This is a genomic window from Roseiterribacter gracilis, from assembly GCA_018332375.1.
In the GTDB taxonomy this organism is placed as follows: domain Bacteria; phylum Pseudomonadota; class Alphaproteobacteria; order BOG-932; family Roseiterribacteraceae; genus Roseiterribacter; species Roseiterribacter gracilis.
This window is the reverse complement of record BOPV01000001.1, coordinates 3,372,772-3,394,070: the sequence shown is the minus strand read 5'-3', so window position 1 is coordinate 3,394,070 and position 21,299 is coordinate 3,372,772. Positions and strand designations below refer to the sequence as shown.

At 64.1% G+C, this 21,299-nt stretch carries 23 protein-coding genes and 1 tRNA gene; 13 read left to right on the top strand and 11 right to left on the bottom strand.

Annotated features, from left to right (window positions below):
* Positions 1-15 precede the first annotated feature (15 nt).
* The 3 genes from TMPK1_RS16970 (at position 16) to TMPK1_RS16960 (ending at position 4,081) form a co-directional block, all read left to right on the top strand.
* Positions 16-2,898, top strand: coding sequence for a bifunctional [glutamine synthetase] adenylyltransferase/[glutamine synthetase]-adenylyl-L-tyrosine phosphorylase (locus TMPK1_RS16970; RefSeq protein WP_420244481.1), 2,883 nt, complete (start codon positions 16-18; stop codon positions 2,896-2,898).
* 7 nt (positions 2,899-2,905) lie between these two features.
* On the top strand, positions 2,906-3,370 hold the full coding sequence (gene bcp, locus TMPK1_RS16965) for a thioredoxin-dependent thiol peroxidase (protein ID WP_420244479.1): 465 nt from the start codon (positions 2,906-2,908) through the stop codon (positions 3,368-3,370).
* 219 nt (positions 3,371-3,589) lie between these two features.
* Complete coding sequence (locus tag TMPK1_RS16960) at positions 3,590-4,081, top strand: hypothetical protein (RefSeq protein ID WP_420244478.1); 492 nt, start codon at positions 3,590-3,592, stop codon at positions 4,079-4,081.
* Positions 4,082-4,096: 15 nt separating this feature from the next.
* Here TMPK1_RS16960 and TMPK1_RS16955 read toward each other — a convergent pair whose 3' ends face one another.
* Positions 4,097-4,747 carry an alpha/beta hydrolase gene (locus TMPK1_RS16955; protein ID WP_420244476.1) on the bottom strand — a complete coding sequence of 217 codons (651 nt, stop codon included), beginning with the start codon at positions 4,745-4,747 and terminating at the stop codon, positions 4,097-4,099.
* Positions 4,748-4,925: 178 nt separating this feature from the next.
* Between TMPK1_RS16955 and epsC the strand changes: the two genes are divergently transcribed.
* The 5 genes from epsC (at position 4,926) to TMPK1_RS16930 (ending at position 8,520) form a co-directional block, all read left to right on the top strand.
* Positions 4,926-5,642 (top strand): serine O-acetyltransferase EpsC, encoded by a 717-nt coding sequence (epsC, locus tag TMPK1_RS16950; RefSeq protein WP_420244475.1) that lies wholly within the window; start codon positions 4,926-4,928, stop codon positions 5,640-5,642.
* Between the two features lie 10 nt (positions 5,643-5,652).
* Complete coding sequence (locus TMPK1_RS16945) at positions 5,653-6,744, top strand: cysteine desulfurase family protein (protein WP_420244474.1); 1,092 nt, start codon at positions 5,653-5,655, stop codon at positions 6,742-6,744.
* A 40-nt stretch (positions 6,745-6,784) separates the two neighbouring features.
* Positions 6,785-7,117: a ferredoxin family 2Fe-2S iron-sulfur cluster binding protein gene (locus tag TMPK1_RS16940; protein ID WP_420244472.1), complete on the top strand. Its 333-nt coding sequence runs from the start codon at positions 6,785-6,787 to the stop codon at positions 7,115-7,117.
* Between the two features lie 41 nt (positions 7,118-7,158).
* Complete coding sequence (gene mnmA / locus TMPK1_RS16935; RefSeq protein ID WP_420244471.1) at positions 7,159-8,325, top strand: tRNA 2-thiouridine(34) synthase MnmA; 1,167 nt, start codon at positions 7,159-7,161, stop codon at positions 8,323-8,325.
* Between the two features lie 120 nt (positions 8,326-8,445).
* Positions 8,446-8,520, top strand: a tRNA-Met gene (locus tag TMPK1_RS16930).
* 86 nt (positions 8,521-8,606) lie between these two features.
* Here TMPK1_RS16930 and TMPK1_RS16925 read toward each other — a convergent pair.
* The 8 genes from TMPK1_RS16925 to TMPK1_RS16890 form a co-directional block, all read right to left on the bottom strand.
* Positions 8,607-9,383 carry a TonB family protein gene (locus TMPK1_RS16925; RefSeq protein WP_420244469.1) on the bottom strand — a complete coding sequence of 259 codons (777 nt, stop codon included), beginning with the start codon at positions 9,381-9,383 and terminating at the stop codon, positions 8,607-8,609.
* 79 nt (positions 9,384-9,462) lie between these two features.
* Entirely contained in the window at positions 9,463-10,008 is a 546-nt protein-coding gene (locus tag TMPK1_RS16920; RefSeq protein WP_420244467.1) for a PAS domain-containing protein, read from the bottom strand.
* Positions 10,009-10,059: 51 nt separating this feature from the next.
* Complete coding sequence (locus tag TMPK1_RS16915) at positions 10,060-11,136, bottom strand: hypothetical protein (RefSeq protein WP_420244465.1); 1,077 nt, start codon at positions 11,134-11,136, stop codon at positions 10,060-10,062.
* Positions 11,137-11,384: 248 nt separating this feature from the next.
* A complete protein-coding gene (locus TMPK1_RS16910; protein WP_420244464.1) occupies positions 11,385-11,681 on the bottom strand; it encodes an HU family DNA-binding protein in 297 nt (98 codons plus the stop codon).
* A gap of 66 nt (positions 11,682-11,747) precedes the next feature.
* On the bottom strand, positions 11,748-12,527 hold the full coding sequence (locus TMPK1_RS16905) for an ABC transporter permease (RefSeq protein WP_420244463.1): 780 nt from the start codon (positions 12,525-12,527) through the stop codon (positions 11,748-11,750).
* The gene (locus TMPK1_RS16900; protein ID WP_420244462.1) at positions 12,524-13,255 is read right to left on the bottom strand and encodes an ABC transporter ATP-binding protein; all 732 of its coding nucleotides are present in this window, start codon (positions 13,253-13,255) and stop codon (positions 12,524-12,526) included. Before TMPK1_RS16900 ends, TMPK1_RS16905 begins: the two co-directional genes overlap by 4 nt.
* 1 nt (position 13,256) lies before the next feature.
* Positions 13,257-14,204: an ABC transporter substrate-binding protein gene (locus TMPK1_RS16895; protein ID WP_420244461.1), complete on the bottom strand. Its 948-nt coding sequence runs from the start codon at positions 14,202-14,204 to the stop codon at positions 13,257-13,259.
* Between the two features lie 2 nt (positions 14,205-14,206).
* Positions 14,207-14,620 carry an OmpA family protein gene (locus tag TMPK1_RS16890; protein WP_420244460.1) on the bottom strand — a complete coding sequence of 138 codons (414 nt, stop codon included), beginning with the start codon at positions 14,618-14,620 and terminating at the stop codon, positions 14,207-14,209.
* Positions 14,621-14,743: 123 nt separating this feature from the next.
* Here TMPK1_RS16890 and TMPK1_RS16885 point away from each other — a divergent pair, with 123 nt between their 5' ends.
* The 3 genes from TMPK1_RS16885 to TMPK1_RS16875 all read left to right on the top strand — a co-directional run bounded on the left by TMPK1_RS16885 (position 14,744) and on the right by TMPK1_RS16875 (position 17,684).
* On the top strand, positions 14,744-15,703 hold the full coding sequence (locus TMPK1_RS16885; protein ID WP_420244459.1) for a KpsF/GutQ family sugar-phosphate isomerase: 960 nt from the start codon (positions 14,744-14,746) through the stop codon (positions 15,701-15,703).
* A 98-nt stretch (positions 15,704-15,801) separates the two neighbouring features.
* The gene (locus TMPK1_RS16880) at positions 15,802-16,950 is read left to right on the top strand and encodes a PepSY-associated TM helix domain-containing protein (RefSeq protein WP_420244458.1); all 1,149 of its coding nucleotides are present in this window, start codon (positions 15,802-15,804) and stop codon (positions 16,948-16,950) included.
* Positions 16,947-17,684, top strand: a complete 738-nt coding sequence (locus TMPK1_RS16875; protein WP_420244456.1) for an energy transducer TonB — start codon at positions 16,947-16,949, stop codon at positions 17,682-17,684. The genes TMPK1_RS16880 and TMPK1_RS16875 overlap by 4 nt, the downstream gene beginning before the upstream one ends.
* Here the strand turns inward: TMPK1_RS16875 and kdsA are convergent, their stop codons facing one another.
* Complete coding sequence (gene kdsA / locus TMPK1_RS16870; protein WP_420244455.1) at positions 17,685-18,533, bottom strand: 3-deoxy-8-phosphooctulonate synthase; 849 nt, start codon at positions 18,531-18,533, stop codon at positions 17,685-17,687.
* Here kdsA and TMPK1_RS16865 point away from each other — a divergent pair.
* Both TMPK1_RS16865 and ykgO read left to right on the top strand, forming a co-directional pair.
* A complete protein-coding gene (locus tag TMPK1_RS16865) occupies positions 18,432-19,568 on the top strand; it encodes a methyltransferase domain-containing protein (protein WP_420244454.1) in 1,137 nt (378 codons plus the stop codon). The two genes, kdsA and TMPK1_RS16865, sit on opposite strands and share 102 nt — an antisense overlap.
* A gap of 59 nt (positions 19,569-19,627) precedes the next feature.
* Positions 19,628-19,753 (top strand): type B 50S ribosomal protein L36, encoded by a 126-nt coding sequence (gene ykgO / locus TMPK1_RS16860; RefSeq protein WP_420244452.1) that lies wholly within the window; start codon positions 19,628-19,630, stop codon positions 19,751-19,753.
* Positions 19,754-19,847: 94 nt separating this feature from the next.
* Here the strand turns inward: ykgO and TMPK1_RS16855 are convergent, their stop codons facing one another.
* Entirely contained in the window at positions 19,848-21,245 is a 1,398-nt protein-coding gene (locus TMPK1_RS16855) for a methyl-accepting chemotaxis protein (protein WP_420244451.1), read from the bottom strand.
* Positions 21,246-21,299: the final 54 nt, after the last annotated feature.

The following is a 21,299-nucleotide window of genomic DNA, read 5'->3' as shown; positions in this document are numbered from 1 at the left end:
ACGCCTTCGACCCCGATGTTCGTCGACCAGTTCGATCCAACGCGCCTGCCGCGCCCATATGACAGCGAAGCGGTCGCCCGTGCCCGCGCCGGATTCGCGGAGACGCCGTCGCTCGCCGCGCTCGGCAACGATCCGCGCGCATTGGCGCTGCTGGATGGCATCACCGGCTGCAGCCCGCATCTGACGCATGCGCTGTTTGCCGAAGCCGATTTCGTGCGCGCGCTGTTCGCGACCGGACCGGACGCCGCATTCGAGGCTGCGCTGGCGGTGCTCGACGAAACCGACGGTGACAGTACCGCAGACGTCATGCGGCGCGTGCGCGTCGCCAAGCGACGCGCGCAGCTTGCCGTTGCGCTTGCCGATCTGTCGGGCGCCTGGACCGTCGATCGCGTCTGCACCGCAATCTCCGATGTCGCGGAGACGCTGCTCGATCGCGCCGCAGCCGAAGCAGCACGACAGGCTGGCTTGGGCCCCGGACTCATCGTGCTCGGCATGGGGAAGTTGGGCGGGCGCGAACTGAACTACTCAAGCGACGTCGACCTCATCGTGCTCTACGACGCCGACCGTCTGGGCGGGTCGGCAGATCCGGATACATTGCAGAAACGCCATGTCCGTCTGACTCGCGAGCTGGTGCGTATCATGGAAGAGCGCACCGCAGACGGCTACGGCTTCCGGTGCGATTTGCGGCTGCGGCCGGATCCGGCCGCAACGCCGCTCGCCGTCTCGGTGGCTGCAGCCGAAGTGTACTACACGAGCCTCGGCCAGAATTGGGAGCGCGCTGCGATGCTGAAAGCGCGCCCGGTTGCGGGCGACCGCGCGGCTGGCGCCGATTTCCTGGAACGATTGCAGCCTTGGATCTGGCGTCGCCACCTCGATTTTGCGGCCATTCAAGACATTCATTCGATCAAGCGTCAGATCGACGCGGGTCGGCCACGCAGCGGCGCCGATGTCGGCGCCGCAGAAGGCACCAACGTCAAACTTGGCCGCGGCGGCATCCGTGAAATCGAATTCTTCGCCCAAGTGCAGCAACTCATTTTCGGCGGCCGCATTCCGTCGCTGCGTGCGCCCGCCACCTTGCCCGCCTTGGTGCAGCTGGCCGCGCACGGGCGGATCGACGAAACGGCGCGTGACGAGCTGACCGACGCCTATCGGTTCCTGCGCATGGTCGAGCACCGGCTGCAGATGGTGGACGACCGGCAGACGCACGCAATTCCCGACAGCGCGGCCGGCGTCGCGCAGCTGGCTGCGTTTTGCGGCCTCGATGAAGCGGCGTTCCGCGAACAGCTGGCCGCGCATCGCGCCGCCGTCGAACGTTGTTACGCGCATCTGTTCGAAAGCGCGCCGACCCTCGCCGGTCCCGGCAATCTGGTTTTCACCGGCACGTCGGACGATCCCGACACGATCGCGACGTTGGCCAAGCTCGGCTTTGCCGATCCGTCGCGCGTCGCCGGCATCGTGCGCGGCTGGCATCACGGTCGCATTCGCGCGACACGCAGCCAGCGCGCACGCGAATTGCTGACCGAACTGGTTCCCGCCTTGTTGGCGGCGTTGGGACGGCAACCGCGCCCCGACGATGCATTCGCTGCCTTCGACGGATTCTTCGCGTCGCTACCGGCCGGCGTGCAGCTGCTGGCGCTGTTTCAAGAAAACCCGTCGCTGCTTGAACTGGTGGCCGAGATTCTTGGCGGCGCGCCGCGTCTCGCCGCAGAGCTCGCACGCGATCCGTCGTTGCTCGACGGCGTGTTGACGCAGGATTTCTTCGGCGAGCTGCCCGATCGCGCCGCCATCGAAGCCGACCTTGCGGGATTGCTGTCGCGTGCACGCGATTTCGAAGCGTCGCTGGATGCAGTCCGCCGCTTTGCAGCCGAGACCCGCTTTCGCGCCGGCGCGCAGATCCTGAAAGGTCTGACCGACGGCGTGCGCGCCGGCCGCTATCTCGCCGACACGGCCGAAGTCGCAATCCAGGCGTTGCTGCCGCGCGTCGAAGAAAGCTTCGTCGAGAAGCACGGCAAGTTCGATCCGCCGGGCGTCGCGTTATTGGCGCTGGGCCGATTGGGCGGACGGCGCATGTCGGTTGCGAGCGATCTCGACTTGATCGTGGTCTATCCGCCGCTGGCGCCCGACGAACCGTCCGACGGGCCGAAACCGCTCTTCGCACAAACCTATTTTGCACGCCTGACCCAACGCATCGTCGCCGCGCTGACCGCGCCGACCGCTGCGGGAAAATTGTACGACGTCGATTTGCGCCTGCGGCCGCAAGGCGATAAAGGCCCGTTGGCGACCTCGCTCGATTCCTTCCGCGCCTATCACGCCGACGGCGCCTGGACGTGGGAGCGCATGGCGCTGACGCGGGCGCGTGTTGTCGCCGGCCCGAAAGATCTTGCCGACGCGACGATGGACGCGGTGCGCGAAGCGCTGACGCGGCCGCGCGATCCGCAATCGATCAAAGTCGACGTGCAGACGATGCGCGCGCTGCTCGAACGCGAGAAACCGCCACAAGGCGCATGGGACGTGAAATACGCCGATGGCGGTCTCGTCGATATCGAATTCGCGACGCAGTATTTGCTGCTGCGTCACGCGCCGTCCGACCCGTCGCTGCTGCTACCCGAAACCGAAGAAGCGCTGATCCGGCTGGCGCAAGCGGGACATTTGTCGGCGGACGCCGCGCGCGACCTGACACGCACGCTCGATCTGTGCTGGCGCGTGCAGGGGTATTTGCGCCTGGCCGTGACCGAGAAGTTCGATCCCGCAACCGCACCGCCGTCGCTTGCTGCGGGTGTTGCGCGCGCCGTGCTGGGACCCGAGTCAGGATCGGTCGATATCGACGACGCGGCGGATTTCTTGCGCGCGCGGCTGCACGCAGCCAACCGGCGCTGTCGTGCGATTTTCGAACAATGAGGATGCGATGACGCTCGAAGCAGGCAAGAAGGCGCCCGATTTCGATTTGCCGACCGACGGTAACGGCCGCGTGTCGTTGAAGGCGCTCAAAGGCAAGAACGTCGTTCTGTATTTCTATCCCAAGGACGACACGACCGGCTGCACCGCCGAGGCGCAAGCGTTCCAGGCGCAGCTAAAAGCGTTCGCGAAACTCGGCACCGAGATCATCGGCCTGTCGAAAGACACGGTCGCGAAACACGACAAGTTCAAAAAGAAATACGGGCTCACCTTCCCGCTCGCGTCGGACGAAGACGGCGCGGTGTGCGAACGCTACGGCACCTGGGTCGAGAAGAGCCTCTATGGCCGCAAATATATGGGCATTGAACGGTGCACGTTCCTGATCGGCGCCGACGGCAAGATCGTGCAGGTCTGGCGCAAAGTGAAAGTCGCGAACCACGTCGCCGAAGTGCTGGCCGCCGTGAAAGCGCTCTGACGCGAAACCCGTGATTCGATTGGGTTTTTGAAAGCGCGCCAAGTTTCGCGCGCGCGCGAAATCGTACGCTAATTTCAAAAGAACCACGTTATTGCGTGGACTTCAAGCATGTTCGCGTTTTAGTCTCCGCTTGTGCCGCACAGCGTTTACGGCGCGGCACACAACTTCCGTTCGACCATAACAGCCAGGCCACGTGGCCCGGCGTGAGGAGCTGCTGGCATGACTGTGTCTGCATTGTCGTATGCGCGCCTCGACGACGACACCGGCTTCATCTTGCCCCGCGGTGTCGCCAGTCCGGGCGTCGACCCGATCTTTTCGCTGCGCGAGGAATGGCTGCGTGCAATGGCCAACGCATCAGAGAAAACCCGGGCGCGCGATTGGCTTGATTGCGAAAGGCTGCGCCTGGAACCGGCGGCGACTGCACCCAACGCGTCGGCACGCGCAATCAAGCAGCACAAGCGTGTCGTCGATCAGTTGCCGAAGGCACGTCGCGACGAAGAAGCCGCGTTGACGATCGAAGATGCGCTGACCGATCGCATTCTGGCGGCCTCGCCGGAATCGCTGCCGGGCATTGTCGCAAAGCTGCAATTCATCGTGCGCTATGGCGCGCCGGGGCCTGAAACGCGGGAATTTCCGTGGCGGGAATTGGAGACGCTGCTGCTTGATCTGCAGCGTCTCACCGGAACCGAATGGGTCGTGTTTGACCCGTAACGAACGAAAGCGCGCTTATGCCGTGACGCGCGCGACCGCTTTTTTCAGATAGGCGGTCGTGTGCTCGAGCACCAACTCGGAGCGGTCCTGGAAATAGTGGTTCGCACCAGGAATGACTTTGTAGTCGATCTGCAGGCCGCGCTGTTTCGAGATCTTCTCGGCCAGCTTTGCGACTGACGGTTCCGACACGACGTCGTCCTTGTCGCCCTGCAGGATCAGCCCCGAGCTGGGGCACGGCGCCAGGAACGAGAAGTCGTAGAGATTGGCCGGCGGCGATGCGACGACAAACCCGTCAAACTCCGGGCGGCGCATCAAAAGCTGCATGCCGATCCAGGCGCCGAACGAAAAGCCCGCGATCCAAATCTGGCTGGCATTCGGATTGTTGGTCTGCAGCCAATCCACGCCCGCCGCCGCGTCGGCCAGTTCGCCTTCGCCACGATCGAATTTGCCCTGGCTGCGCCCGACGCCCCGGAAATTGATCCGCAGGGTCGAGAAGCCGGCCGCCACAAACGCCTGAAACAGCGTGTAGACGACCCGATTGTTCATCGTGCCGCCATGCTGGGGATGGGGATGCAAAACCAGCGCGATCGGGGCGTTGGTCGCCTTATTATGCGTATAGCGACCTTCGAGCCGGCCGGCGGGGCCGTTGATCGTTACCTCGGGCATCGTGTGCGTGGGACCTTTGTCTAACCGGCTGAGCGCCTATTTGTTGTAGCACGGCCGGCTTGACGAGGGTCGGCCGGGCCACCTACGACCGCGTGCGGGCTGACCCTGCATTTGCGAGTGGGCAAAAGCGTAATGGGGCGGCCCGGCGGGCCGCGAAGGTAACAGCAGGGAAGTGCCTGTGTTCAAGGATTTTCTGGCCCATATCGACAGCATCATGGCGCGCGACCCGGCAGCACGGTCGCGGCTCGAAGTCGCGTTGGCCTATCCCGGTCTGCACGCGGTGCTGTTGCACCGGGCTGCGAATTGGTTGTGGCGGAACGAGCTCACGCTACCGGCGCGCCTTGTCGCAGGCTTCAACCGCTGCCTCACCGGCATCGAAATTCATCCCGGCGCCCAAATCGGCGAACGACTTTTCATCGATCATGGCATGGGCGTCGTGATCGGCGAGACCGCAGAAGTCGGTGACGATGTGACGCTTTACCACGGCGTGACTCTGGGCGGCACGTCGCTGACGCGCGGCGTCAAACGTCATCCGACGGTCGCGTCGGACGTGATCATCGGTGCCGGCGCAAATGTGCTCGGCCCAATCACGGTTGGTGCAGGTGCGCGTGTCGGCGCCAACGCGGTCGTGCTGAAAGACGTGGCGCCGCACGCAACCGTCGTCGGCATTCCGGCGCGCGAAACCAGCGACCCGGCACACGCAACATCGGCCTGGGCACCGCCGCCGGTCGTCTCGGCGGTCAAGTCGGTCGAGCCGTTCCTCGCTTACGGGACGCCGTGCAGCGAAAGCAGCGATCCGACTGCCTGCATGGAAAAAGAAATCCTCGCGCTGAAACAGCGCGTGCAGCAGCTTGAAGACGAACGGCGCGGCCGCGTTCCCGACGCCGCCGAATAATGCGGTTCGCGTGGCCGAACCGATTTACCTCGACTGGAATGCGACTGCGCCGCTGAAGCAGGCTGCGCGCGAAGCGATGCGCGCAGCGTTGGATGATGTCGGCAACGCGTCATCGCCGCATGGGCCGGGCCGCCGCGCGCGTCGTCGCGTCGAAGATGCGCGGGCCATTCTCGCGCGGCAGCTCAACATCGATCCGACGCGCATCGTGTTCACCAGCGGTGCAACCGAGGCCAATACGACTGCGCTGACCGGTGCGCATGTGCTGGCCAGCGCAATCGAACATCCGTCCGTCGCCGTATGGGCCAAGTCGAAAATCCCGGTCGATGCGCGCGGTTTGATCGATCTCGATGCGTTGGACCGGATGCTTGGCGACGATCCGTTGCTGTCGATCGTTGCGGTCATGGCGGTCAACAACGAGACCGGTGTCATCCAACCGATCGGCGAGGTTGCCGATATCGTGCATCGGCACGGGCGCCGTTTGCATGTCGACGCGGTGCAGGCCGCCGGACGGCTTGATCTCGCACCGATCGCCGCCGTCGCCAACACGATGAGTTTGTCGGCGCACAAGCTGGGTGGACCGCAGGGCATTGGCGCGTTGCTGCTGACCGACGATTTGTGCGCGACGCCGTTGTTGCGCGGCGGATCACAAGAACGCCGCCGGCGCGCCGGCACCGAGAATGTCGCCGCCATCGCGGGGTTCGGCGCTGCTGCAGCCGAGTTGCAGCACGATCGCGCCACGGACGTCGCCTCGTTGCGCGACGCGCTGGAAGCCGGGCTGAAAGCACGCGCCGACGATCTCGTGATCTACGGCGAAGGCGCACCGCGCGTCGGCAATACGAGCTGCTTCGGCGCGCCCGATCTGCCGGCGGAAACTGTGTTGATGGCGCTCGACCTCGAACAGATCGCGGTCTCGAGCGGCAGTGCTTGCTCCAGCGGCGCGGTCGAGCCCAGCCCGGTTCTGCTGGCGATGGGGGTCGATCCGACGGCTGCCAGGACTGCGATCCGCGTCAGCATGGGTCCGACCAGCACGCGTGCCGACATCGATCGCTTGCTTTCCGCCTGGGGCTCGCTTTACGACCGTCGCCGCCGGCGCGCTGCGTAAAGGGGCGCTCGCCGCCAGTTTCCCAGGAGTTTGTCTTGTTATGCCCAAAGTGATCTTCATCGACCGCGACGGCGCGCGCCGCGAACTCGAGGCGCCGGTGGGCCTGTCGGTGCTCGAGATCGCGCATAAGCACGAGATCGACCTCGAAGGCGCCTGCGAAGGCTCGCTCGCCTGCTCGACCTGCCATGTCGTGGTCGACCCCGACTGGATCGAGCTGCTGCCCGACGCGACCGAAGACGAAGAGGATATGCTGGACCTCGCCTTCGGCCTGACCAAAACGTCGCGGCTCGGCTGCCAGATCATCATCACCGAAGAGCTCGACGGCCTGACGGTCCGCCTGCCCGCAGGCACGCGGAACGCCCAGTCCAAGTAAGAGTCGACTTTGATGGGCTGAAGGCCCATCTCGCAGCCGTTATGACCGATTTCCCGCCCATCGATCTCGACCTGCCCAAAGGGGCCCGGGTCGTCGTTGCCATGTCTGGCGGCGTCGATTCGTCGGTCACTGCTGCTCTGGTGCAGCAGGCGGGCTACGAGACGATCGGCGTCACGCTGCGCCTCTATGACGATAACGGTGCGCCCAAGCGCGCCGGCGCGTGCTGCGGCGGCGATGATGCGCGCGATGCGCGCGCGGTCGCGGACAAGCTTGGCATCGCGCATTACGTGCTCGATTGGGCAAGCCAGTTTCGCGCCAATGTGATCGACGATTTCGTCAACGAATATGCGGCCGGCCGTACGCCGATTCCGTGCGTACGCTGCAACCAGCGCGTCAAGTTTGCCGACCTGCTCGACTCTGCGCGCGATCTTGGCGCGGCTGCGCTGGCGACGGGACACTATGCGCGTCGCACGATCGAAAGCGACGGCGTCGCGTTGCGTCGCGGCCGTGAAGTCGCGCGCGATCAAAGCTATTTCCTGTTCGCGACAACCAAGGCGCAGCTCGACTTTCTGCGCTTTCCATTGGGCGACTGGCCGAAAGACAAAGTGCGCGAAGCGGCTGCTGCGTTCGGCCTGTCGGTCGCGGGCAAACCCGACAGCCAGGACATCTGTTTCGTCCCTGACGGCCGCTATGCCGAGCTGGTGAAAAAACTGCGACCCGAAGCAGCCAAGCCGGGCGAGATCGTGCATGTCGATGGGCGCGCGCTCGGCACGCATGACGGCGTGATCGGTTTCACCGTCGGACAGCGACGCGGATTGAAGATCGCGGGCGACGAGCCGCTCTATGTCGTCGCGCTTGACGCTGCGGCACAGCGCGTCGTCGTCGGTCCGCGCGCAGCGCTGGGGCGCGACCAGGTGCTGATGCGCGAAACCAACTGGCTCGCCGTGCCGGATGCGGCGCGCGACGTCGAAGTGAAGCTGCGCTCGGCGCAGCCGCCGACGGCGGCGCGCGTACGTGCGGCCGATCTGCTGACCGGCAACGCGGAAATCGAACTGGCGATGCCGGTCGAGGGCGTAGCCCCCGGCCAGGCTTGTGTCGTCTATGACGGCGATCGCGTATTGGGCGGCGGCTGGATCGAAACGACGCGGCGCAGCGCGTTTTCCCGCGAAGTGGCGACCGTTTCGCGGCTGGAAAACGCGCAAACATAAGAGTAGCCAGCGAAGCTGGCGGGCGCTGGCGGCCTGCGTTGTGGGCCCGCGTCACCGCCCGAGTCACTGGTTGACTCGGGGCCAACGCTGCACCTATCTCTCCCGCCCTCGGCTGGGTACGGCACCGTAGCTCAGTGGTAGAGCAGGGGAATCATAATCCCTTGGTCGGGGGTTCAAATCCCTCCGGTGCTACCAGCCGATCTCTCGCGCGGCGCCGTAACGGCGCTGGCCGGCGCGATCGCCAGAAGACATCCTCATTCGCTGCACGCGCCGATCGACGATCAGAATTGGTGCGGCACCGGCATCGTTACGCGAATTGGAATCGGCCGGTTGATGAAGCTGGTCGGCGTCGGCGGCAGGCGCGCTTCGCGAATTGCCGCCACGCAGGCCGCATCGATGGCGGCATCACCACTCGACTTCAGCACTTCGATCGAATTCTTCACGCCATTCGCGAAGGTGAATTCGAGAATGACGTTGGTGCGCTCGCGCAGTAGCGCTTCGCTCGGCGGCGCGCGATACGCCGCCTCGACGGCTTTCGCGGCGTCGTAAAACCACTTGTCGAAAAACCCGGCGCCAAGTCCGGGCGCCGACACACCGACGCGCGCAGTCGGTTTGTCTTCCGGCTTCTTGTCCTTCGCGACCGCAAGCTTGGACGGGCTTTCTTTCTGCTTCAGCGCCGGCGGTTCGGGCAGCGGCTCGAAACGCGGCTGCATCGATTGCAGCTGCTCAAGCGGCGGCAGCGGCTCTTTCTGCTTTTCCTTCTTCGCTGGCGGAGGCGGCGGTGGCGGCGGCGGCGGCGGCGGCGGAACCTGCTCGGGCGGCACCAACGTCACCTGCACCGGGTCTTCCGGCAGCGGTTCGGGTTCGTGCAGCAGGTAGCGCAGTCCGACGCCCGTCACTTCAAGCAGGATCAGGACGATTAGGATGAGCCAAAAGCGCAGCTTTTCGCGCAGCGTCGGCGGCGGAAGCTCGCGGACAGCTGTCTGGATTGGAATCGCTGCCGAACCCGCATCTTCGAGCGGTTCGGGGTGAGCGAGGGTGAAATGAGAATCGTCCATCGCGAAGGGCGCGGATGCTATGCGACGCCGCGGTCAGATACCAAACCTGGAAAGGTAGCGGCGTGTATCGCCGCGGCGGTCAGTCGCGGACCTGGAGCGACTCTTCGAGGCCGACACCGGCAGTGCGGCGTGCGCCCATGCCCGCGGCCGGGCTGAACCGGGTCAAACCGACCACCTGGTCGATCGCCCTGCCATCGGTCGAAACCGGGCAGATCAGCATTTCGGCGGCGCTGGCCGCAGCACCGTCCCAACCGACCTTGTGACGGTTGACCCACGGCGTGCCGCTGCTGATCACCGAGCGCAGCGCTGCGACGATCCCAGCAGCGCCGTCGCCATACACGCTGGCGTCGATCCGACGGTTGGTCAGATCGCGGCGCATCGTCTTCACCAGCGCCGAACCGACAAGCCGAAACCGGAAGCCGCCATCCGAGAGTGCCTCGACCACGACCATCTGCGGCGCCAGGCGTGGCAGGTCGGCCAGCACGGCAAGGTCGGCACGCAGCGGCACCGGTCGGTCGGCGCGCTTGGAGCGCCAGTAATCGTAGAAATCGCGGAATGGGCCCGTGAGGCTCGCGGCGTCGATCGCGCTTTGGCGCGGTTCGTTCTGGGTAGCAAAAACGGGCATGGCGCTGTTGTGCAGCCATGCCCGTGAATAAAGCGTAAGTCCGCCGTGATTTTAGATGGTTGCGGGAACGCCCGCCGAGGCTCGTGGCCCAGCCGTCGCGCCGATATCCAACGCCTGCTGTAACAGGCGGCGAATGCCGTAGGCGCTGGGAAGATCGGTTTCGGTGCGCGACGCGAACTCGGCACCGACCTTGGTCAGCTGATAAATCGGCCGGGCGCTGCCGGGCTGCTTCACCTGCCGCACCCAGCCCTGTTTTTCGAGATAAGCCATTTTCACGGCACCGCCGCGATCTTCCGGGCGCAGGCGCTTGTAGACGGCGTTGACCTCGACTGCGACTGCCTCTTGCAGGCCCGCCATGATCATCAAGGCATCGAGCGCCAATTGCGGATGACGATCGATGCCGAAATCGACCGGCGCCTTCTTGGCGCGCGCTTCATATTGCGGGTGTTTGGCGCCCGCGTCGGTCAGTTCGATATGTTGCGTGCGCGGCGGGCCGAACGCGCGAATGAGGCCCTTGAGCTTCAGCCGCTCGATGAAGCTCGAACGCGATGCTTTGATGCCGGCCAGCGCGCACGCATCCGTCGCGAAACACGGGCCTTTCGGCGGAATCGACGACAGCAGGCGCGCATCGCGCGGCGACAGTTTTTCCCAAACCTCACGCGCTTTTTCTTCGGTCTGACCGACCGAACGCGCAACGCTTTCGCGCAGCTTCTTCGCGTTGCGGCCACCGATCTCGTCGACCAGCGTGTCGACATGCACGCGGCGATACACGCCGAGCTTCACGCGTTCGACGAGTCCCAAGCCGGCGAGACGCTTCAGCGCTGCGCCAACCTCGACCGCCGAGCCGACAACTTTCTGCAGCGTGTGGAAGCTGGCGGTGTCGGTCGACGCAAGCAGGCCGAGGACGCGCGCTTCGAGCAGCGACAATTCACCCGACGCCGCTTCCTGCAGCAGCACAGCACGAGTCTTGGGATCTTCGGATTCGCGCGCCAGCGCGATATGGCCGAACGGGCGAGCCTGGACCTTGATCTGTTCGGCGCCGAGATCCGCCAGGATCTTCTTCACCCGCGTGCTCTTCCGGCCGGCGACGGTGAAGTTCACGGTGTAGGTCTTGACCCGGTTGGCCATGGATTGCCCTTTGTTCTCAATGCCTTTGATGCGGAGAAGTGCAAGGCACAGGCCAAAAAACAATCTTTGGCCGAGTCCGCATGTAGCCCCGCGTCCCCGGAAAAACGTCCAGAATTACGGGCTTGTTTCCAACTCGCCGTTATATACTAGCATCGAACGCGGCTCGAGATTTCGCAGCCTGCGTCCAGTTCACCCGGAGGCGTTTCGCGAAACGCGACGTTTCGGGCCGATTTGCAGCCCGAAAAGCCTCATTCCTTCTCTTCTTTTTCCAGGTCGTTGATGAAGCGGAGCAGGTCTTTCGCGGGGCGGAAGCCGACGGCTTTGCGCTCTTTGATGTAGACCTTCTTGCCGGTCGCGGGGTTCGTCCCCTCACGCGCCTTGCGCTCTTTCGTCTTCAAAACGCCAAGATGCGGCAGGCGAACCTTGCCGTCGATCTTCAGGTCTTCCGCCAGGAGCTGATGGTAGAACTGGATCATCTGATACATGCGCGACGCGGGGATGCGGTATTCGCGCGCCATCACGTCCGTGATGCTCTTCAGCGACATCTCACTCCTTACTCGCGTCGCTGCTTTTTGCGACGCGCCCCTCTCTGCTCGTACCGCTTATAGGTCTCAGCCGGAACGAGCGTCCAGATGACGCTGCGAGCGTACATACTTCTCCACCCAGGCGAGCAAAAAGTTCAATCCAATCCCGGCGAAGGCGAGCAGCAGTAGCGCAGCGAACAACCTCGCGATTTCAAGACGTGCGCCACTTTCCGCGATGCGCCACGCGAGTCCGGTTGCTTCGCCCGATCCGGCGGAAAATTCGGCGACGACCGTTCCGATCAGCGCCAGGCCGGCGCTGATCCGCGCGCCGGCGAGAATCGCCGGCAATGCCGCCGGCAACTCGAGTCGAAACAGTCGCTGCCAACGATTCGCGCGGTACAGGCGAAACAAATCTGACAGGCCTGGATCGACGTCCCGCAAACCGAAACTCGCATTCGCAAGGATTGGAAAAAAGCCAACGATCGTCGCGAGCACGAACACAGCACGCTCGACGTGATCGATCCCGACCCAAATCACGACCATCGGCGCAATCGCGACAATGGGCGTGACTTGCAACACGACAGCCCACGGCCGCAGCGCGGCTTCGATGCGACGATCGCGCGTGAACAGAATCGCCAACAGCAAACCGCTGACGCAGCTGGCCGCAAACGCGGCGATCGTCAGCTTCAATGTTTCAATCAGTGACAAGAGCAGGCTGGGCCCGTCCTTCACCAACGCCACTGCGATCGCACTCGGCGGCGGCAAAACGAACGACGGTACGTCCAACATGCGCACCGCGATTTCCCACAGCGCCAGCAACAGAACGCCGACCAGACACGGCCATACGATTATCTCGACGCGGCTCATTGCGCAGTCGCTTGTTCGAGATCACCCGACAAGGCGCGCGCTAGCGCGGCATAGGCTGGTTCCGTGCGGGTCGCGACGCTGCGCGACGCAGGCAGATCGACGTCGCGCTGCGATGCGATGCGGCCTGGACGCGCCGTCATCACCGCAACGCGCGTCGCCAGATAAGCGCTTTCGAACACGCTGTGCGTGACGAACAGCACCGTGCATTTCCGCTGCATCCAGATCGTGCGCAGATCGTCGTTGAGTTTGAAGCGCGTGATCTCGTCCAGTGCGGCAAATGGCTCGTCCAGCAACAGTAAGCGCGGTTCCGGCGCCAGCGCGCGCGCCAGCGAAACCCGCATGCGCATGCCGCCCGACAATTCCGCCGGCAATGCGGTCTCGAACCCGCGCAGACCAACCGCATGCAACGCGTCGCGGGCACGCGCGTCGGCTTCCAGTCGCGGCATATGTGCAAGATCGAGTGCTAGACGCGCATTGGTCAGCGCGTCAGCCCACGGCATCAACGTCGGATCTTGGAAAACAAAGCCAACACTGGTGTTTTCCGCACCGGACACAGATCCGCGCGACGGCTTTTCCAGGCCCGCGATCAGGCGCAACAACGTGCTCTTGCCGCAGCCCGACGGTCCAAGCAGGGCAACGAACGCACCGTCGGCAACATCGAGCGAAACGCCATCAAGCGCGCGCACGCCATTGCGATAGGTCAGAGCAACGTCGCGCAGCGACAGCATGTCAGTGCGGCAAGAACTCGAGCGTGAAGGCGCGCTTCCAGTCGAGGTCGCGCGCATAGACGCCCTGCCCCGCCGCAACGTCGAACATCGCTTGCCAACGCGCTTCGGTCATGGTGCCGACCGTTGCACCGCTGCCGACGATCTGATGCTCGCGCATCTTCTGCTTGGCGAAGACAATCAGCTCGTTGCTGATGTCGGGATTGCGCGTGCGGATCATCGCGTCGCCAGGTGTCTCGTCACTGGCGAGATATTGTTTCCAGCCTTCGATCGTCGCATCGACGAAAGCCTGAACCACATTGCGTTTTGTTTCGATCCAGTCGCGGCGCACCAGCACCAAGGCTGCGTAGCCTTGATAGCCGTGGTCCGCGAGCAGCCATGTTTTCGGCGTCCAGCCGGCAACGCGCTGAATCTGGAACGGCTCGCTCGATACGTAGCCTTGCTGGATGCCGCGCGGGTCGACAAGGAACGGCGCCGGATTGCCGGTATATTTGCGGATCTGTTTGTCGTTGAAGCCGTAGGTCGACTTCAACCAGACGAACATCGTGTTGATCGAACTGTCGGACAGCAGGATCGGACGGTCTTTCAAATCAGCGAGCGTCTGCGCTGCATCGTCGGGATGCGCCATCAACACTTGCGGATCTTTTTGCAGACTCGCCATGACGGCGACGATAGGCGCGCCGGCTTTGACGAGGTTGAACGCAAAGAACACGTTCGAACCAAGCGCCATGTCGACGGCGCCCGCAGCCATCAATTGTTGATTGTCGAGTCCAGGACCGCCGCTGCGAATTTCAACGTCGAGTCCGCGTGCTTTGTAGAGACCCGCGGCGAGCGCTTGAAAGAAGCCGCCTTGTTCGGGCTGCGCCTTCCAATCCATTGCGAAAACGATGCGCTCGGCGCGCGCCGGCGCGGCGGCCAAAAGCACCGCCAACGCCAGAAGCAGGGGCCGCATGGTCAGCGTGCAGATTGCAAAGTTATCTCGACCCGGCGGTCGCCGGTCGTCCCGGTCGGGTCCAGGCCCGCGGTTTTTTCGCCTTTTGCAACTTTCAGCATGTCGGCAGGCGAGACGCCCGCGTCCGCCAGCGCCTTCACCACCGCGTCGACCCGCTGCCGGCTGATCTGCTGGTTCTTGGCTGTGACACCGGGCTTCGAGGCGAAGCCTTCGACCAGGATCGTCGAGGGGCCGGTCGCTTTGATCTTGGCGGCGACATCAGCCACCACCGCCTTGGCCTCTTTGGAGAGGGTCGTTTGGTCGGGTTCGAAGAAGACGGAATAGGTCGGAACCAGCGGGCCGGCCGCCGAACGCGGGGCGGCTCGATCGGCGCAGGCCGCCAGGAGAAGGACGAGACCGAGCAAGACGACGCGCATGGAAAACTCCCGAGACCGACAAGGCCGCCATTCGACTCGAACCGGCCCCTACGATCAATGTCCTGGCCCCATGAAAGTGCGGCTCTTACCAAAGTAGGGGTTCGGCGCGTAGAACGCGCCACCATGGATCCGCTCGCCGTCGCCCGCCGCACGCTCGCCACCGAGTCCGATGCACTGCGCCTGTTGGCCGACACGCTCGACGATCGCTTCGTCGCCGCGGTCGATCGCTTCTTCGCGTTGAAGGGCCGCGTCGTTGTCAGCGGCATGGGCAAGTCGGGCCATATCGCCCGCAAGATCGCCGCGACCTTCGCATCGACCGGCACGCCGTCGATGTTCGTTCACCCGGGCGAAGCAAGCCATGGCGACCTGGGCATGATCACGCGCGACGATGCGGTGCTGGCTTTGTCCAACTCGGGCGAAACCAGCGAGCTGGTTTCGATCGTCGATTACGCCAAACGATTTGCCATTCCGTTGGTCGCAATTACCGGGCGCGGTGAATCTTCGCTCGCCGCAGCGGCGGAAATTGCGCTGTTGCTGCCGGACGCGCCGGAAGCCTGTCCGATGGGGCTGGCGCCAACGACATCAACGACAATGATGCTTGCGCTGGGCGACGCGTTGGCCACGGCGCTGTTGGAAAAACGCGGCTTTACCGAAGCGGAATTTCACACCTTCCATCCCGGCGGCAAGCTCGGCCGGGTGCTGGTGCGCGTGCGCGATTTGATGCACGGGCCCGATGAATTGCCGCTCACAACGCCCGATACGAAAATGTCGGAAGCAATCGTGACGATGACGCGCAGCGGCTTTGGCTGTGTCGGCGTCACCGATCCGTCGAAACGTTTGATCGGCATCGTGACCGACGGCGATTTGCGCCGGCATATGAGCCCGTCGCTCACCACCGAGCGCGTACAAGACGTGATGACCGCGGCGCCGCGCACGATCGGCCCCGACCATCTCGCGTCGGAAGCGCTGGGCCTGATGGCGCCCGGCGACCGCAGGCCGATCACCAGCCTGTTCGTGGTCGAGCAGGGCGTGCCTGTCGGAATCCTGCATATCCACGACCTGCTGCGCGCCGGCGTGATGTAGTCCGTGGGTCTGCCCATACGGCGCAGACGATAATCACTTGCATCTAGCGTAACGGCTGGTAAGAACGGTTCGCATTCGCGCCTGTTCGAGGTCCTGCTGTGAAAATCCGTGTCCGGCCGCTCCTGGCGACAATCCATCTTTGGACCGGGATCGCGCTCTGCCTGCCCTTGGTGCTGCTGGGCATCACCGGCGCCCTGCTCGTGTACGACCACGATATCGAAGCGCTGTTCGGCGACTCGCCACCGCAGATCGCGCGCAGCAACGTCGCGTTCGTGCCGGTTGAAGCGCAGATCGCAGCCGCCAAAACAGCCAACACCGACGCCAGCCTGATCCCGGTCGCCTATACGCCGCCGCAAGTGCCGGGCGACGTCGCGCGCGTGCGCTTCGGTCAGGTGGGTCGCGGTGGTCCGCCGGTCGGCGCCGTCATCTTCGTCGATCCGACCAACGCGACCGTGCTTGGCATGCAGAACACCGGCGCAGGTTGGATGCGCACCGTGCATGTGATGCACGGCAGCCTGGGCATGCGCGACCGCACCGGCCGTGAAATCGTCGGCTGGTTCGGCGTGGCGATGTTGTTTCTCGGTGTGTCGGGCGTCGTGATGTGGTGGCCGCGTCCGGGTCGCTGGGCCGCTGCATTCAAAGTGTCGAGCAAAGCGCGCGGCCAGCGTCTGCATCGCGAACTGCACGGCGCCGTCGGCATCTGGAGCCTGCTCGTCTTCATCATCGTCAGCTTCAGCGGCACCTACATCGTGTTCCCGGAAACGCTGGGCACCGTGTTTGGCGGTGCGCCGACAAACGCACCGCCACCGAAAGTCGAAGCGGCGCGTGACGCGACGATGTTGCCGCTCGACGCCAGCATCGAGGCTGCGCGCGCGGTTGTCGGCAGCGATATTATTCGTCTGGTCGGTCCCGCTGCGCGCCGCGATCAGCCGGTTCGCGTGCAACTTGCGCGCGCCGGCGACAAAGAAGGCGCACCGACCATCAGCGTCTTCGTCGATCCCTTCACCGCGCGCGTTCTGGATGTGCGCGACCCCAACCAGCAATCGACCGGCCGCATCGTCCAAGCGTGGCAACGCGCGATTCATGCCGGCCGTGGTTTGGGACCGATCTGGCAGGCTGCGGTCTTCATCTCGGGCTTGCTGCCGCCGCTCTTCGCGATCACCGGCATCTCGATGTGGCTGTTGCGTCGGCGCGCGCGTCGCGCCACGGACGAACGCGTCCGCGCCGCATTGGCGACCTCGTCATGACCATGCCGGCGCGCAAGCTGCAGCCCGTCGCAATTCTGCCGCCGGCGCCGGCGGCGGCGCGACCGGCCTTGCGGCTGGTGCAGAATTCGATAGTCGTTACGCCGCCGCCGGCGCGCGCCAACCGGCACACGGCGTATTTGATCGCGCTCGTCGCGCATGTCGGCGTCGCCGCGCTGTTTTTCCTGCAGCCCAAACAGGCAACGGAAATTCCGGTCGACACGCTTGCGGTCGAATTGATGGCGCCGCCGCAGCCTAAAGCGCTGCCGCCGCGCGTGCCGACCTTGACCCAAATCACCGAAACCGCACCGCAATTGCCGATGCCAGCGCCGGTCCTGTCGCCATGGCCAAGCCCGCTTGCACGCACCGCAATGCCATCTGCGCCGCGCACGGAATCAGCTGCAACGCCAACGCCGGCCGCAGCGCCGTCTGCACCCGCAGCCGCTAGCGAACGCGAAGCGTGGATTGCATCGATCGCCGCGCAACTCGAACACAGCAAACGCTATCCGCGCGCTGCCAAGTCGCGCGGTCTGCAGGGTGTTGCGATCGTGCGCGTGCGCGTCGATCGCAACGGCAATGTTCTGTCGGCGCAACTCGAACGCAGCGCCGGCAGCGAGATGCTGGACGAAGAAGCGTCGACGCTTGCAGCGCGCGCACAACCGCTGCCGGCAGCGCCCGCTATGCTTGGCGCCGGTCCGTTCGACCTACTGTTGCCGGTTTCGTTTCGCCTGAACTGATCAGCTGTCGAGGCTGACCGGATTTGCTTTCGCCAGCTTGTCGAATGCGACAAGCATCTTCAGCAGCGCTTCCAAGCGATCCAACCGCACCATGTTGGGGCCGTCCGACGGTGCGTGATCTGGATCCTGATGGGTCTCGATGAAGACTGCCGCGACGCCGATCGCAATCGCGGCCCGCGCCAGAACCGGAACGAATTCGCGCTGACCGCCGCTGGTCGTTCCTTGACCACCGGGCTGCTGCACCGAATGCGTTGCGTCGAAGACGATCGGATAGCCCGTCTTCGCCATGATGGGCAGCGAACGCATGTCGCTAACCAAGGTGTTGTAGCCAAAGGATGCGCCGCGCTCGCACAGCAGCAGACGATCATTGCCGGCGTCGCTGCATTTCTTGGCAACGTTCGCCATGTCCCACGGCGCCAGGAATTGTCCCTTCTTGATGTTGATCGCGCGGCCGGTTTCAGCGGCGGCGACGAGCAAGTCGGTTTGCCGCGACAAGAAGGCGGGGATCTGCAGCACATCGACCGCTTCGGCGACCGCAGCGCAATGCGACGGCTCGTGCACGTCGGTCAGAACCGGAACGCCGAATGTTTCGCGGATCTCCGCGAAGATGGGCAGCGCGTTCGCCATGCCCATGCCGCGCGCGCTGGCATTCGACGTCCGATTCGCTTTGTCGAATGACGTCTTGTAGATCAGGCCCACGCCAGCCCGGCCGGCGATTTCCTTTACCGCCTGCGCGGTTTCCAGCGCGTGCGCACGACTTTCGAGCACGCACGGTCCGGCGATAAGGACCAGATTCTTGTCATTTGCGATTTCGAGTCCGCCGACTTCAACGATACGATGCTTGGCCATGACCACATCTTTTACGCGCGATTAAGGAAGCACCGCGAGCATCGCTCGCAGAATCCCATGACAAATCCCACCGACGAACCAGACCAGTCCGAAACGGCCGCGCCGAAGCCGTTTCGCCTTACCATGCGAAATCGGTTGGTAGCGTGGTGGGAGGGCTACGATCTATCCGCTCTCAAGGCGCGCGAAAAGGCCGAGGCCGAGGCCGCCGGGGTGATCGAGGAAGGTCCTGCCAGCCCGTCGAACAAAGCGGCCGGCGCGCTGGACCGGTTCGGCAAGCCGCTCTGGACGGCGACCCGCATTCAGGTCGCCGAAAAGATGTGGGGCGAAGGCCTGACGACGCCGGGCGGCAAGGAATACACCGAAAGCCTGGTCAAACCGCTCGGCATCAACAACACGATGAGCGTGTTGGACATGTCCGCCGGCCTGGGCGGCCTGTCGCGCACGATGCACCGCTCGTACGGCGCTTGGATCACTGGCCTGGAAGCCAATCCAATGCTGGCCGAATACGGGATGGAGTATTCGAAGAAGGCCAACCTGCAGAAGCAGGCGCCGATCAGCCACTACGATCCCAACAATTTTGCGATGGACCGTCGCTACGACGTCATCTTCGCCAAGGAGACGTTGTTCACGGTCGCCGACAAAGGCGCGCTGTTCCGCAAGATCAACGACTCGCTGAAGCCGGGCGGGCAGATGCTGCTGATCGACTATGTCGTCACCAGCCAGGACGTGCTGCCGGGCCTGCGTAGCTGGAGCGACGTGGAGCCGGTCGAGCCGTTCCCCTGGTCGATCGACGAGGCCAAAGAGACCTTTGCCAAGATGAAGCTGGACGTGCGCATCGCCGAAGACTCGACGGCCCGCCAGATCGGCTTCATCGCCAGCGCCCTGTCGATCCTGCAAAAGCACCTGGAAAGCCACGAGCTCAACGACGAGACCCGCGACGCCGTGACGTCTGAGGTCAAATTGTGGGGAAAACGGGCCGAGGCCTTGATGAAAGGGCTGAAACTCTACCGATTCCACGCGCTCAAGCCCGGCTAAGTCGCTTGACCCGGCGGAGACCCGTCGGTAGGTTCCGCGCCTTCTTAAGGAGCCGTGCCGTGAAGATCGTTAGTTCGCTGAAGACGCTGAAGACCCGCCACAAGGCTTGCCGCGTTGTCCGTCGCAAGGGCCGCGTCTACGTCATCAACAAGCAGAACCCGCGCTTCAAGGCCCGCCAGGGCTGAGAACCTGCGGGCCTTCGGGTCCGCATTTGTTTTCCCCGGAAACGGGCCGGTCTCGATCGAGGCCGGCCCGTTCCGCGTTTCTACAGCCCCGCTTTTAGCGATCCACCCGGTAGGCCAGGCGCAGCCCGCCCCAATGCCGCCCCTGCACCCGGATCGGGGCTGAGACGTCCTTCATCATCGCGAACTGCCCGCCGCCCATGTCGCGCCGGTAGCTCTGCACCAGGAAGGGCTTGGTCGACCGGCCTGCTGCCAACCCGACCCGATCGTCGAAGATGCGGCGGTTGCGGCCGTTGGCGGTGTTCCACGCCGGGTCGGTCCCGTGCGGTTGCGAGAATTTCTTGTTGTGCGTCGGCAGGTATCCGTTGCGATCGACCGATGCGCAAAACACCACGCGCGGATCGAACGCCAGCGCCGGCTCTTGCACGTGCGGCAGATGACGATCGGTGAAATCGGTGAAGCGCGTCTTCAACTGCTGCGGGTTGGTACCCGCGATGGGCTGATATGTTTCGTCGAACAGATCGGCGGCCGAAATTTCGCCGCGCGCGATCGCGTCATCGAACAGCGTCGAGATCTGGTTTGCGAGATCAGTGACATAGCGCACGAACGGCGTGTCGATCGTCTCTGCGCCCGACAAGGCCGTCGCTTCGATCAAGGACTCGGCGCGTTGCAGCAATCCGCCCAACCGGCCGCGCGCTTCGCGCAATGCGCCGGCCGAGTGTTCGAAGCCGGACGTAAACTCGGTCATGCCTTCGAGCAGCGCCGCGCAATTGTCTTCGATCTGGTTGGCCTGCGATGCGATCACGGTCGAATCGCGGTCGACTTTGGTCAGCGCGTCGGCGATCGCATCGATCGCGTGACCAAACCCCTCGGTCCCCGCGCGCACGGTCGCGGCCTTTTCGACGCCAGTCGCACCGTCGGCCATCAGACGCTTGGTGTTGTCGGCGAGCTCTTTGAGCGTCGCGTCGATTTCCGCCGTCGCATCGCTGGTGTTTTTTGCCAACGCCTTCACTTCGGAAGCGACGACGGCGAAGCCTTTACCAGCTGCGCCAGCGCGTGCCGCTTCGATGGTCGCATTCAGCGCCAGCAGATTTGTCTGGCGCGCAATTGCATCGATGCCGCGCGCAACTTTTCCGACGCGATCGAGCGAGCTTGCCAAGGTCGAGAGTTGCGATTCAATCGCCTGCACCGCACTGACCAGCGCCCCGATATCGACCATCGCATGGCGCATCGATTCACGTGAATCGCTTGCGGTTCGCACCGCCGCGGCGGCAGTTTCCGTCGCCGTAGCAGCCAGTTTGGCGACTTCGCGATTGCGATCGGCAAGATCGGCAGAAACGCGGCGCAGCTCTTGTGCAGAGACTGCTTGTTCGTCGACGCGCTTGGTGACGTCTTCGACATTGCCGACGACATCGGCGACTTCAATTCCAAGTTCGCCCGCAATCGAGGCGACACGCTGTACGACTTCGGCGGCGTTTTCGAGTTGTTGCGTCACACGATCCTCAGAGCAGCAATCCAATGATGCACGGTCAGCTGCTCTTGTGAAGGA